This window comes from Nonomuraea sp. NPDC004186, assembly GCF_053603495.1.
Genome location: NZ_JBSGFQ010000019.1, coordinates 83,391 through 96,932, shown reverse-complemented (window position 1 = coordinate 96,932; position 13,542 = coordinate 83,391). Strand labels below are relative to the sequence as shown.

At 72.4% G+C, this 13,542-nt stretch carries 11 protein-coding genes; 9 read left to right on the top strand and 2 right to left on the bottom strand.

Annotation, left to right across the window (positions count from 1 at the left end; all coding sequences use genetic code 11):
• Positions 1-7 precede the first annotated feature (7 nt).
• The 6 genes from ACWEPL_RS18160 (at position 8) to ACWEPL_RS18135 (ending at position 6,658) form a co-directional block, all read left to right on the top strand.
• Positions 8-1,441, top strand: a complete 1,434-nt coding sequence (locus ACWEPL_RS18160) for a gamma-aminobutyraldehyde dehydrogenase (protein ID WP_452436860.1) — start codon at positions 8-10, stop codon at positions 1,439-1,441.
• A gap of 82 nt (positions 1,442-1,523) precedes the next feature.
• Positions 1,524-3,044 carry an ABC transporter substrate-binding protein gene (locus ACWEPL_RS18155; protein WP_452436859.1) on the top strand — a complete coding sequence of 507 codons (1,521 nt, stop codon included), beginning with the start codon at positions 1,524-1,526 and terminating at the stop codon, positions 3,042-3,044.
• 26 nt (positions 3,045-3,070) lie between these two features.
• On the top strand, positions 3,071-3,991 hold the full coding sequence (locus ACWEPL_RS18150) for an ABC transporter permease (protein ID WP_452436858.1): 921 nt from the start codon (positions 3,071-3,073) through the stop codon (positions 3,989-3,991).
• Complete coding sequence (locus tag ACWEPL_RS18145; protein ID WP_452436857.1) at positions 3,988-4,815, top strand: ABC transporter permease; 828 nt, start codon at positions 3,988-3,990, stop codon at positions 4,813-4,815. The genes ACWEPL_RS18150 and ACWEPL_RS18145 overlap by 4 nt, the downstream gene beginning before the upstream one ends.
• Positions 4,812-5,726 carry an ABC transporter ATP-binding protein gene (locus ACWEPL_RS18140; protein WP_452436856.1) on the top strand — a complete coding sequence of 305 codons (915 nt, stop codon included), beginning with the start codon at positions 4,812-4,814 and terminating at the stop codon, positions 5,724-5,726. Before ACWEPL_RS18145 ends, ACWEPL_RS18140 begins: the two co-directional genes overlap by 4 nt.
• Positions 5,723-6,658, top strand: a complete 936-nt coding sequence (locus ACWEPL_RS18135) for an oligopeptide/dipeptide ABC transporter ATP-binding protein (protein WP_452436855.1) — start codon at positions 5,723-5,725, stop codon at positions 6,656-6,658. Before ACWEPL_RS18140 ends, ACWEPL_RS18135 begins: the two co-directional genes overlap by 4 nt.
• Here ACWEPL_RS18135 and ACWEPL_RS18130 read toward each other — a convergent pair.
• On the bottom strand, positions 6,646-7,311 hold the full coding sequence (locus ACWEPL_RS18130) for a DJ-1/PfpI family protein (protein ID WP_452436854.1): 666 nt from the start codon (positions 7,309-7,311) through the stop codon (positions 6,646-6,648). The genes ACWEPL_RS18135 and ACWEPL_RS18130 overlap by 13 nt on opposite strands.
• 54 nt (positions 7,312-7,365) lie before the next feature.
• Between ACWEPL_RS18130 and ACWEPL_RS18125 the strand changes: the two genes are divergently transcribed.
• Complete coding sequence (locus ACWEPL_RS18125; RefSeq protein ID WP_452436853.1) at positions 7,366-8,856, top strand: GMC family oxidoreductase; 1,491 nt, start codon at positions 7,366-7,368, stop codon at positions 8,854-8,856.
• A gap of 377 nt (positions 8,857-9,233) precedes the next feature.
• Positions 9,234-10,619: a glutamine synthetase family protein gene (locus tag ACWEPL_RS18120; RefSeq protein ID WP_452436852.1), complete on the top strand. Its 1,386-nt coding sequence runs from the start codon at positions 9,234-9,236 to the stop codon at positions 10,617-10,619.
• A 460-nt stretch (positions 10,620-11,079) separates the two neighbouring features.
• Here the strand turns inward: ACWEPL_RS18120 and ACWEPL_RS18115 are convergent, their stop codons facing one another.
• Complete coding sequence (locus ACWEPL_RS18115) at positions 11,080-12,156, bottom strand: saccharopine dehydrogenase family protein (RefSeq protein ID WP_452436851.1); 1,077 nt, start codon at positions 12,154-12,156, stop codon at positions 11,080-11,082.
• Positions 12,157-12,252: 96 nt separating this feature from the next.
• On the opposite strand from ACWEPL_RS18115, the gene ACWEPL_RS18110 reads away from it, so the two are divergent.
• Positions 12,253-13,230 carry a GlxA family transcriptional regulator gene (locus ACWEPL_RS18110; RefSeq protein WP_452436850.1) on the top strand — a complete coding sequence of 326 codons (978 nt, stop codon included), beginning with the start codon at positions 12,253-12,255 and terminating at the stop codon, positions 13,228-13,230.
• Positions 13,231-13,542 lie beyond the last annotated feature (312 nt).

Below are 13,542 nucleotides of genomic sequence, written 5' to 3'. Positions count from 1 at the left end.
GACAGACATGCCCGACATCCGCGTGCTGCGGAACTTCATCGACGGCGAGTCCACCGAGCCGCTGGAGGGGCGCTCGGCGCCCGTGCTGGACCCGGCGACCGGCGAGACCATCGCCACCGCGCCGCGCTCCGGCCCCGAGGACGTCGAGCTGGCGGTCGCCGCCGCCACGGCGGCCTTCCCCCGCTGGTCGTCCACGACGCCGGGCGAGCGGGCGCACGCGCTGCTGCGGCTGGCGGACGCGATCGAGGAGCACGGCGGCGAGCTGGCCGAGCTGGAGTCGGCCGACGCCGGCAAGCCGCTGCACGTGGTCAAGAGCGACGAGATCGGCACGATGGCCGACAACCTGCGCTTCTTCGCCGGCGCCGCCCGCTGTCTGGAGGGCCGGTCGGCGGGAGAGTACGTGGCGGGCTACACCTCCATGATCCGCAGGGAGCCCGTGGGCGTGGTCGGGCAGATCACGCCATGGAACTACCCGATGATGATGGCGGTGTGGAAGATCGGCCCGGCGCTCGCCGCCGGGTGCACGACCGTGCTCAAGCCCGCGCCGACGACGCCGGTGACCACGGTCAGGCTCGCCGAGCTGGCGGCCGGCCTGCTGCCGCCGGGGGTGCTCAACGTCGTCGTCGGCGGGAACGAGCCGGGCGCCGCGCTGGTCGAGCACCCGGACGTCGAGCTGGTCTCGCTCACCGGCTCCGTGGAGACGGGCAAGTGGGTGGCCGAGCACGCCGCCCGCACGCTCAAGCGAGTCCACCTGGAGCTCGGCGGCAAGGCCCCGGTCGTGATCTTCGACGACGCCGACCTGGAGACGGCGCTGGAGGTGGTCGCGGGCGCCGGCTTCTACAACGCGGGCCAGGACTGCACGGCGGCGACCCGCGTGCTCGCCTCCTCCCGCCTGTACGACGACGTCGTGGCCGGGCTGGCGGACCAGGCGGGCAAGCTGGTGCTGGGCGACACCCGCGACCCCGGCACCACGCTGGGCCCGCTCAACAGCCTGCGCCAGCGCGAGCGGGTGGCAGGCTTCCTCGACCGCCGCCCCGCGCACGCCGAGGTCGTCGCCGGTGGCCGCGCCGCCGACCGGCCGGGCTTCTTCTACGAGCCCACGGTCGTCGCGGGGCTGCGCCAGAACGACGAGCTGGTCCAGAAGGAGATCTTCGGGCCGGTCATCACGGTCCAGCGCTTCGAGACCGAGGAGGAGGCCGTCGCGCTGGCCAACGGCACACCGTACGGGCTGGCTTCCTCCGTCTGGACCCGCGATGTCGGCCGCGCCCTGCGCATGTCGAAGGCACTGCGGTTCGGCTGCGTCTGGATCAACGACCACGTGCCGCTGGCGTCGGAGATGCCGCACGGCGGATACAAGCAGTCGGGGTACGGCAAGGACCTGTCGATGTACGCCCTCGAGGACTACACGCACGTCAAGCACGTGATGGCCAGCCTGCGCTGACCTCCCGTGACGCCCCCCGGAACCGGAGCGGCACGTCCAGAAGATTTATCGAACGTTCGAACTGGTGATGAACACGATGCGGATGAAAACCACGGCATGCCTCCTGCTCGCGATGGCATTGCCGGTCACGGGCTGCGGGGGCGGCACGGCGAGCGACTCTCCCACTGACGACTCGGCGAGGCGCGGTGGCAATCTCACCATCCTGCGGGCCGCCGACATCGACGGCTGGGACCCCGACAAGGCGATCCAGCTCGCGACCTTCCAGACCCTGCCACAGGTGATGGAAGGGCTGGTGCGGCCCTCGGCGGACGGCACCTCCATCCAGCCCGGCCTGGCCGAGAAGTGGAAGCTCGACGCCAAGGCGAAGACCATCATCTTCACGCTGCGCCCGGGGCTGACCTTCAGCGACGGGCGGCCCCTGACGTCCGCGGACGCCGCGTTCTCCGTCGAACTGTGGCGCAAAGAGCTGTCCATGGGCTCGCTCTACGCCGCCATCACCGGCACCGCCACCCCGGACGACCGGACCCTGGTCATCAAGATGAAGAAGGCGAGCACCTTCACGCTCACCTGGCTCAGCAACGGCTCGGCCGTCGTCGTGCCGAAGGACTTCGGCGGGATGGGCCGCAAGGACTTCTTCGCCAAGCCGATCGGCGCCGGACCGTTCGTGGTGGCCGCGTACCAGCCCGGGCAGCGGCTCGTCCTCGAACGCAATCGCCACTACTACGACCCCGCGCGGCCGAAACTGGACCGCCTCGTCTACGAGGTGGTCGCGGATCCCAACCAGCAGCTGCTCCGCTACCAGAGCCGCCAGGCCGACGCCATCGAGGCTGTCCCGCTGGACCTGGCCGGCCAGATCCCCGAAGCCGAACGGGTGCTCGTGCACCCCTCGGCCACGATCCACGGCATCTTCGTCAACGCCGCCAAGCAGCCGGGAAACGACCTCCACTTCCGGCGCGCCGTGGGCCTGGCGATCGACCGCGACCGGTACGCGCAGGCGGTCTTCGGCGGCCTGGCCGCACCGGCGACCGGCGGGCTGCCCCCGGGCGTGCAAGGATCCGTCGGCTGCGGCTGCACGTACGAGACCGGCGTCGAGAAGGCGAAGGCCGAGCTGGCGAAGTCGTCCTACCGGCCGGGGACGAGGGTCGAGCTGGTGGTCGACGCGACGACCCCGTCCTCCACTCGCGCCGGCGAGACCGCGGCCGCACAGCTACGCGCCATCGGCGTCGACGTCGACCTGCAGAAACTGGAGGTCCAGGTGCTCGTCGACCGGCAGGCGAAGGGCGCCTACGACCTCTCCCTGGGCGAGGTGGGGAGCGTGTCGCCGACCGTGGGCGACATCTTCGGCTTGATCGTCGCCACCGGCGGGCTCTACTCCGGCCTGCCGATGAAGACCATCTCCGACGCCTTCGACCGGCTGGAGGTCGCGCAGACCGACCAGGAACGGGCCGCCGCCGTACGGACCGCCGAAACGTGGATCCATGAGAACCTGCCCTACATCCCGACGGCCTTCCCCGACCGGCTCTTCGCCGTGTCGCCGAAGGTCAAGGGCCTCCAGATCACGCCCTTCCTGTTCTATCCCGCCGACCTGCTGTGGGTGGGCTGAGCATGTCCGCCGGACGATTGCGTTTCGTGGCCGGTCGGTTGATCCAAGTGATCCCGGTGCTGGCGGCGCTCCTGCTCATCGTCGTCCTGCTCCAGCAGCTGATGCCCGGGGATCCGGCGCGGGTCATCGCGGGGCCGCGGGCGACCGCCGAGCAGGTGGCGCAGGTCCGCCGGGACGCGGGCCTCGATCAGCCGATGTTCGTGCAGTTCTGGAGATACGTGATGAATCTCGCCGACGGGGATCTCGGCCGGTCCAATCGAACCGGAACCCCCATCGCCACCATCGTCGCCGATCGCGCCGGCGCGACGGTTTGGCTGCTGGCCGGCGGGCTGCTCGTCAGCACGGCGCTGGCGGCGCCCGCCGCGCTGCTCATGGCGCTCCGCCCGCGATCGAGGGCCGCCAGGCTCTGCGCGCGCTCGCTCACGGTCCTCGTCAACTGCCCGCCGTTCTGGATCGGCCTGATGCTGGCCTCGCTGCTGGCGCTGCGGACAGGCTGGCTGCCCGTGGGCGGCTTCGGCGAGACCTTCGGGGAACGGCTGCGTTCGATGGTGCTGCCTTCGCTGACCATCGGCCTGGCCGCGATGCCGCTCCTGGCCCGCAGCGGCGCCGCGAGCCTGCGCCAGGTGCTGGCCGCCGACCACGTGACGACTGCGCGGTCCCTGGGGCTGTCCGGGTGGCCGCTCATCCGGCGGCACCTGCTGCGCAACGCCCTGCCGCCCGCCGTCACGCTGCTGGCCGTCCAGGCAGCCGCGCTGCTGTTCGGGGCGGTGGTCGTCGAGCAGACCTTCGGACTGCCCGGCCTGGGCGCCGAGATGGTGAACGCGGCCGGCCAGCGGGACTTCCCGGTGGTCCAGGCTCTCACGCTGATCTTCGGCACGGCCATCATCGCGATCAACCTGCTCGCCGACCTGGTGGTCGCGCTGCTCGACCCGAGGACGACCTGGTGACGGCCGCCGTCGTGGCGCATCCCCGGCGCGGGTTCGCCTGGCTGCGCCGGCCGGCCGCCGGGGTGCTGGCGCTGGTGATCCTCGCCGCCGTCCTCGCGCCGCTGCTGGCCCCGGCCGATCCGGATCTGCAGACGCTCGACCAGCTCCGGCCGCCTGGTGCCGCCCACCTGCTCGGCACGGACGCGCTCGGCCGGGACGTGCTGTCCCGGCTGCTGTTCGCGCTGCGTACCGACCTGCTGCTGATGCTGTTCGCCGCCGGGCTGCCGATGCTGCTCGGGACGCTGATCGGCGCCGTGGCCGGCTATTACGGCGGCTTGCTGGACGCGGCGGTGCGGTGGGTGGCCGACATCTTCCAGGCGCTGCCCGTGTACGTGCTGCTGATCGCGTTCGTGTTCGTGCTCGGCCCTGGAACCCCGTCCCTGCTCGTCGCGTTCGGCGTGCTGGGCTGGGTCGTGTACGCGCGGCTCATCCGCACCGAGGTGCGCCGCGTCCGCGAGCGCGAGTTCGTCTCCGCGAGCTACCTGCTCGGCCTGTCGCACGTCGCGGTCCTGGTCAGGCACGTGCTGCCGAACTCGCTGCGGCAGTCGCTGGTCTACCTGGCCACCGACATGGGCATGGCGCTCCAGGGCATCGCGGTCCTGTCGTTCTTCGGGCTGGGCGTGGCCGCGGGCACCCCCGAACTCGGCGCCATGGTGTCGGAGGCTCAGTTGTTCCTGCGCAGCCATTGGTGGCTGGCTGCCTTCCCAGGGCTGACCATCGTGATCCTCGGATCGAGCGTCGCCGCCCTCGGCGACCGGTGGAGCGAGCGGGGTGAGGCAGGATGACGCTGCTGGAGGTCGACGGGCTGCGCGTGGCGGTCCGCCGCCGGGGGAAGGCGCTGACGGTGCTCGACGACGTCTCGTTCGCGGTCGGTGCGGGGCAGTGTCTGGGCATCGTCGGTGAGTCGGGCTGCGGGAAGTCGCTCACCCTGCGCGCCGCGATGGGCCTGCTGCCGCCGGGCGCCGTCCGCACCGCCGGTGAAGTCCGGGCCGGGAGCGGACTCGCGATGGTGTTCCAGGACTCCCACGCCTCCCTCGATCCCACGATGCGGATCGGAGCCTTCGTCGCCGACGTCGTACGCCGCCGGCAGGGGGCCTCGCGGGCCGCCGCCCGGCGGCAGGCCGTCGAGCTGCTGGCCGCCGTCGGCGTACCGGATCCCGAGCTGCGCTCCCGCGCCTATCCGCACGAGCTCAGCGGCGGCATGCGCCAGCGGGTCGCGATCGCGCTGGCCCTCGCCACGGATCCGGGCGTGCTGCTGTGCGACGAGCCGACCACGGCGCTGGACGTCACGCTGCAGGCCGAGATCCTGCGGCTCCTCGACGCGGCGCGGGGGGAGCGAGGGCTCGGCGTGGTCCTCGTCAGCCACGACGTGGCGGTGGTCCGGCAGGTGGCCGACACGGTGGCCGTCATGTACGCCGGGCAGATCGTCGAAGCCGGCCCGGCGTCCGAGGTGCTCGACCGGCCGCGGCACCCGTACACCCGGGCGCTGATCGAGGCCGTGCCCACGCTCGACGGGCCGCCGGGTCCCTTCAGGCCGATCCCCGGCGCGCCACCCGGCCCCGCGGACTATTCCCCCGCCTGCCGGTTCCTGACGCGCTGCGCCCATCGGGAGCCGGCCTGCCAGGAGGTCGTCCTCGGGATCCAGGCACTCGACGGGCGGCACCGGTCGGCGTGCGTCCATCAGGAGGGCATATGAGCGTACGAGTCGAGCGGCTCACCGTCACCTACCCCGTACGGGACGGGCTGTTCCGCAGGCGGGTGCACGCCGTGGACGGGGTCGACCTCGACCTCGCCCGGGGCGAGATCCTGGGCCTGGTCGGCGAGAGCGGTTGCGGCAAGTCGACACTCGGGCGGGCGATCGTCGGCCTCGCCCGGCCGTCCGCGGGCAGCGTGCTGCTCGACGGCGTTCCCGTCCCGCGGCGGCGCCCGCCGGACATGCGCCGCCGCATCCAGATGATCTACCAGGATCCGGGCGCCTCCCTCGACCCGCTGCGCACGGTCGCGCAGACGCTGGCCGAGCCGCTGCGACAGCGGCCCGCCGATCAGGTCGCACGCCGGACCCGCGAGCTGCTGGAGATGGTCGGGCTGGGCGTGGAGCACCTGCCTGCCCGCCCCCGCGAGCTGTCCGGAGGTCAGCGGCAGCGCGTCGCGATCGCCCGCGCGCTGGCCGCGGAGCCCGACGTGCTGGTCGCCGACGAGGCGGTGGCCGCGCTGGACGCCTCCGTGGCAGGCGCCGTGCTCAACCTGCTGGGCGAGCTCCGCGAACGGCTTGGGCCGGCGGTGCTGTTCATCTCCCACGACCTGGCCGTGGTGCGAGGGCTGTGCGACCGGGTCGCGGTGATGTATCTGGGGCGCGTCGTGGAGGAGGGGCCGGCCGCGGAGGTCTTCGCACGTCCCGGGCACCCGTACACCCGCGTGCTCCTCGACGCGGTCCCCTCCGCCGACCGGCGCCGTCCCGTCGTGGCCGTGGGCGAACCGCCCAGCCCGCTCCGCCTGCCGGCCGGCTGCCGCTTCCATCCGCGCTGTCCGGTCGCGGTGGCCGGGTGCGCCACCGCCGAGCCCGAGGAGGCTCGGCGGGGCGGGCATCGGGTGGCCTGCCACCTCGCCTGGCAGGCTCAGGAGATCTGAGCGGTCCTGCGCGCCCATGAGGGGCCGTACGAGCGCTCCAGGTTGTCGCGCATGAACCGCACCACCTCCGCCGGAGCCTTCGCCACCGAGCCCGCGTCGTGCGGCGGCTGGGGGTCGTACTCGATCCCCAGCTGCACCGCCTGCGCGTAGGCGGCTCCCTGGAGCCGGTCGCAGACCACCAGCGCCATGTCGATGCCGGACGAGACGCCGGCCGCCGTGATGATCTTCCCGTCCTCGACCACGCGCTGGGACACCGGCTCGGCGCCGAAACAGCTCAGGCTCTCCAGCTCGTACCAGAACGTCGTGGCCCGGCGGCCCTCCAGCAGTCCCGCGGCGCCGAGCAGGAGCGAGCCCGTGCACACGGACGTCGTCCAGAGGGTGGTCCCGTGCGCCTGACGCAGCCAGGACAGGACGGGTTCGTCGTCGAGGAACCGTGTGGTCGTGCTGCCGCCGGAGACCACGACCACGCCCGGCCGCTCCATGCTCTCCAGCGGCTCGGCCACGAGGCCGAAGCCGGGCTGGTCGGCGGCGCACATCCCCGGTGTGGCGGCCACGAACCGCACTTTGGCCTCCGGCAGGCGGCTCAGCACCTCGAACGGCCCGGTGACGTCCAGGGCGGTGAACCCTTCGTAGATGAGGATCGCGACGTCCATGCTCCGTACCTGCCTCTCTAGTTCTTTTATCGTTCGATCGATTAAACTTTGTTCATGGTAAACGACTCAGACCCGCGGGTGCGAGCGGACGTCGCGGTACTCGGCGGCGGCACGGCCGGCGCGGTCGTCGCCGGGCGCCTGCTCGAGAACACGTCCCTGTCCGTAGTGGTCGTCGAGGCCGGACCCGACTACGGCTCCTTTGACTCGGGACGGTGGCCTCACGAGCTTCTCGACAGCTCGACGCTGCCGGACACGCACGACTGGGGATACCGCGGCCCCGGTGCTGTTTCCACCCGGGAGCTGGCCTTCGAGCGGGCGCGGGTCATCGGCGGCTGTTCTTCCCACAACGGCTGCTCCCAGACTGTGGGCCATGCTTCCGACTACCGCTCATGGGGCCTCTCCTGGACCGACGCATCGCTCACCGGTCTGCTGAAGGAAGGCGCGGCCAAGCTGCGCGTCAGGCACTACACGGATGAGGAGCTCACCCCCTTCCAGGCCGCGGCGATGGACGCCATGGTCGACTGTGGGATCCCGCGTACGGACGATCTGGACGACCTCTCCGGCGGTGCCGGCTGCGGGCCCTCACCCGTGAACAACCCCGGCGGCGTGCGCTGGAACAGCGGCTTCGCGTATCTCGACCCGGTTCGGGGCGACGGCCGCCTGCGCATCGTCGACCGGGCGCTGGTCGACCGGCTGGAGTTCCGCGGCTCGGCCGTCCTTCGCGCCCATGTCCTGCGGGGACGGGAGCGGCTGGTCGTCGAGGCCGACAGATTCGTGCTCTGCGGCGGCGCCTACGGCAGCCCCGAGGTGCTGCTGCGCAGCGGGGTCGGCCCGGCCGGCGAGCTGCGCGCCCTCGGCGTGCGACCGTGCCTCGATCTCCCCGGCGTCGGTCGCAACCTGCACGACCACCCGACCCTGGAGCTGCGCTTCGCGGCGAGCGACGAGCTGGCGCGCCGGCTCACCGCGTACGAGCGGCTACGGCCGGTGCCGGACGAGCAGGTCATCGGCAAGGCCCGCTCGACAGGCGGCCATGCCCCGTACGACCTGCACCTCCTCCCGTGGACCACCCGCACCACCGACGGCTGGGCCTGCGTGCTCCCCGCCGCCTGCCTCACCCCGCGCTCCCGGGGCACCCTCCGGCTCTCCTCCCCCGACCCCGGCTCCAGGCCCGTCATCGAGCACGCCTACCTGGCGGACGGCGGCGACCTGGCGGTGCTGCGCGACGGCATCGAGCTGTGCCGGAGCATGGCCGCCTCCTCGGCGCTGGCGCCCCTGCTCGGGGCGCCACTGGACGAGTTCAGCGCGGACCCGCGAGCCGGCGAGGCTTCACTGCGCGCTTCCGCCGCCCATTACTGGCACCCGGTGGGCACCTGCGCGATCGGCGCCGATCCGGCGGAGGGCGCCGTCGTGGACGGCGCCGGGCGGGTGCACGGCAGCGACAACCTGTGGGTCGTCGACGCCTCGATCATGCCGGTCATCCCGCGGGCCACCACGAACCTGCCGGTCGTCGCGCTCGCCGAGCACCTCGTCCGCACCCTGGGGTGAGGGCCGGCCTTGACCGATGACCCCGCATCGGTGCTCATTATCACCACCGACACACACCACACTCACCGTCACCACCGACGCGGCATCGCGCGAGGCGGCCCCCGTGTCAACGCCTCGGCGAGTCGTCGCCTTCAGCCACCGCAGCCGCCGATCAGGCGAATGCGCAAGAGAGCGCCCGCGCAGCCGGCGTACGACGGCCTCGCCTTGGGCGTGGCGCCGTCGGATGCGGGCCCGCGGTCTATATAGTGACCGGCGCATCGAACGGCGCGGCGTTCACGCTGTGACCAGGCATTATGCCCCGAATCGGGGCACGTCCGGCGGTTGCATGGCAAGGTGGCCGACCGCGGACGTGATGGGCCGATCGTAAGGGGATGTCGATGCTCGACCAGATAGCCGCCGGCACGTCGCGGGCGAGCGCGGACGACCTCGATCTGGCCGAGGCGGGTGTCGTCGGAGTCACGATCGTCTGGGCCGACAACAACGGGATCCCCCGGTCGCGCACGGTGCCCGTCGGTCAGTTCGGCGCGGCGGTCGAGCGGGGAGTGGGTGTCACGCCGCTGTTCGCGGTGTTCGACTCCCACGACGGCATCACCTTCGGGCATCCCCCGCTGGGCACTCCCTCGGGCGACATCCGGCTGATGCCGGTCGCCGACCGGCTGGTCCGGCTCGCCGGTCAGCCCGGGTTCGCGTGGGTGCCGGGCCGGCAGGTCGCGGCCGATGGTTCGGCGTGGCCGTACGACCAGCGCGGCGTGCTGGAGCGCCAAGTCGCCCGGGCCGCGGCTCTCGGGCTGGACTTCCTGGCCGGCTACGAGATGGAGTTCCACCTCAGCCGGGCGGACGGGGGCGACGGCGACGACGTACGCCCCATCTACGAGGGGCCTTCCTACGGGCCGGCCAAGATGCTGGCCGTCGACGCCTTCGCCGAGCAACTGCTGCGCGACCTCGACCGCAACGGCGTGCCCGTCGGCCAGCTCCACGGCGAGTACGGCCCGGGGCAGTTCGAGTTCAACATCGCCCCCGCCGACCCGGTCACCGCCGCCGACCGGCAACTGCTGGCCCGGCAGACCGTTCACGCGGCCGCCCGCGCGCACGGCCTGCGGGCGAGCTTCGCCCCGTTGGTCACCCTCGGGCAGGTGGGCAACGGCTGGCATCTGCACACCTCGCTGTACCGCGCCGGGACGAACCTGCTGTCCGGCGGCAACGGGCCCGCAGGCATGACCGCCGAGGGCGGCGCCTACCTGGCCGGCCTGCTCCGCGACCTGCCCGCCATCGTGGCCGTCACCGCGCCCAGCCTGTCCTCGCTGCAACGGCTGCGGCCCGGTTACTGGTCCGGCGCGTACACGTTCTGGGGCGTGGAGAACCGGGAGGCGGCGCTGCGGCTCGTACCGGCCACTCCCCTGCTCGGCGCCGCGCACGCCAACGTCGAGCTCAAGCCGTCGGACGCCTCGGCCAACCCCTACCTCTCGCTCGCCACCGTGATCGCCGCGGGCCTCGCCGGCATCGAGGACGGCCTCACGCCCCCGGACCCGGTGCAGGAGGACCCCGGCACCTGGACCGACGAGCGGCGGGCCGAACGCGGCATCCGCCGGCTGCCCACCACCGTCGAGGAGCAGCTCGGCGCGCTGCTGACCAACGAGCGCATCCGTTCCGCGCTGGGCGAGGAGCTGGCCGACGCCTTCCGGGCGGTACGCGTCTCCGACGCCGCCTGGGCGGCCGACCGCGACGCGGTTGCCGTGGTCCGCTCCCACCGCTGGCTGTACTGAGCCGCCGCATGGCTGGACGCTTGGGGCTGAACAGGGGGCGACAGGTCCGTGTGCCGTCGGTGTTAGATGATCACGTCGTCGCAGAGGATCGCGATGAGACCCACCTCCCGTACGGCGCCGAACCGGCGGGAGATGAGCGGGCTCGGACGTCCGGCCTGGACCTCCCGCTCACGACCGTGAGCGGCCCGGCGTCGAAGCCGACACACAACCCCGGATCCCCCCGCTCATCACCATGACCGGCCCGACCCCGAAACCGAATCCCCCGCCCATCACCATGACCGGCCCGACCCCGAAACCGAATCCCCCGCCCATCACCATGACCGGCCCGACCCCGAAGCCGAATCCCCCGCTCATCACCGCGAGCGGCCCGATCCCGAAGCCGGATCCCCTGCTCGTTACCGTGAGGGGGCCGATCCCGAAGCCGACACACGAACCCGGATCCCCCTGCTCGCGGCCGTTTTCACCCATCGCCCAGCGGCAGTTCACCCAGTGACAGTTCGTCCAGCGGGAGGGACCGCAGGAAGTCCTCGGCGTCGAAGAGCTCCCCCGCGGTGACGACCCCGGTGGACCGGCCGCGGCCGGTCAGGATCCGCTCGGCGGCCTCCACCACGATCGGCGCGGTGATGGCGTAAATGTCACGGCCGCGCGCCGCCACCCGCCGCCGCTCGTCCCCCCGCCGGACGACGACCTCGACCAGGAAGACCTGGGCCGATCGCCCGTCGGCGTCGGCCGCCTGCGGTCCCTTGGTCTCCGGGTCGCCGAGGTCCTTCAGCGGGGCGACGTTCAGGAAGGCGTCGATCCGCGGGGTGTCCAGGTGACGGGAGACGGTGACCACGTCGGCGTTGGAGAACTGCCCTACGACGTCCTGGGTCCCGAACGGTTCGGCGAACGTCCACGTCCCCTTCGGCGGCGGCTCGTCGCCCGCGACGACCTTCAGATGGTGGTCCGAGAAGACCACCCGCCGCCCGGCCCGGCGCCGGCCGGCCAGCACGGTGCCCCGGGTCGGGTGCCAGCTGTCCAGGGCCACCGCGATCGAGATGTCGTCGGCCGCCGGCCAGTCACCCATGGCGACGGTCGCGAGCAGGTCGCCCAGCGCACCGTAGAACGCCATCACCGGCGCCACCACGATGCCCGCCTCCTTCACCCGCGGGTCATCCCGGTAGGTGTCGAAAGTGTTCATCGCGACCAGGGTCTCGCCGGTGACGTCCAGGTAGTGGATCCCGGCGCGCAACGCGGCCTCGATCAGCGGCGGCGCGGTGTCGCCGAACGGCCCGGCACAGTTGATCACCGCTGCCGTGCCGGCGATCGCGCGGTCGAGCGAGGCCGGGTCGTCGACCGAGGCGATCCGCCACTCCACGCCGGGGTGGGCGGCGGCGGCCGCCTCCAGCTTCACCGCGTCCCGCCCGGACAGCACCGGCGTCCAACCGCGCTCCAGCAGCTCCGCCGTCACGAACCGGGCGGTGTGCCCGTAGGCGCCGAACACCGCCACCACCGGCTTCGCGCTCCCGCGACCGGGCCGGCCGTCGATCTCCGTCATCAGGTCTCCTTCAGCTGTTCAGGCTCCCTCCGATCTTGCTGAACGGTGCCGCCGAGAGCCACCGTCGCGTACGTCAACGTGCGCTAGATTCGCGACATGCGCGCCCATCGCGTCGTCATGGCCGTCACCGACGACATGCCGATCTTCGAAGCAGCCGTCCCGTGTCAGGTCTTCGGCGTCGACCGGCCGCACCTGGCCGATCCGTGGTACCAGTTCTCGGCGGTCCCGGTCGGTGACGCGCCGGTGCAGCTGAGCCCGGGATTCACCCTCGCCCCGGTGAGCGGTGGGTGGGATCTGGACTCGACGGACACCCTCGTCATCCCGGCCTGTACGAATGTGCACGACGACCCACCGGCCGAGTTGGTGGACGTCGTCCGGGAGGCGTACCGGCGCGGGATCCGGATCCTGTCCATCTGTTCCGGCGCCTTCGTCCTGGCCGCCGCCGGGGTGCTCGACGGTCGCCGGGCCACCACCCACTGGCTGCACGCGGAGGAGCTGAGCCGCCGCTACCCTGCCGTCCGGGTCGACCCGTCCGTGCTTTACGTGGAGGACGCCAACGTGATCACCTCCGCGGGAACGGTGGCCGGGATCGACGCCTGCCTGCATGTCGTACGGGTCGACCATGGTGCCGCGGTGGCCGCCGAACTGGCCCGCCGCCTGGTCACCCCGCCGCACCGGGACGGCGGGCAGGCCCAGTACCACCGTCCCGCCTCGCCGGTGGTCCGCGACGACTGGCTGGCCGCCCTGCTGGACTGGGCCACCGAGCAACTGCATCTGCCGCTCTCCATCGCCGACCTGGCCGCCCAGGCCAATGTCAGCGTGCGCACCGTCGAACGCCGATTCGCCGAAGCGCTCGGGATGTCGCCGCTGCGCTGGCTGCTGCAGCAGCGGGTACGCCGGGCCCAGCAGTTCCTGGAGACCAGCGACCGGCCGATCGGATGGATCGCCGACAGCTGCGGATTCGGCGGACCGGCCAGCCTACGAACACACTTCGCCCGAATCGTCGGGGTCTCCCCCACCACCTACCGCCGAACATTCCACGAACAAGCAAGCACAACCCGCATCGCCAGCTGACCACCCCCAACGGCACGACCCGCACCGCCAATCGACCGAACCCGACACCACGACCCCGATCGCCACCCGACCAGGCCTGACAGCCCGACCCACACCACCACCCGACCAACCCCACGGCGCCACCCGCACCACTCAACCGGCCCACCGACGCGACCCCCACCACCAGCCGACCAACCCAACGGCACGACCTGCACCACCACCCGACCGGATCCGACAGCACCACCACCCGACCAACCCCACGGCGCCACCCGCACCACTCAACCGGCCCACCGACGCGACCCCCACCACCAGCCGACCAACCCAACGGCACGA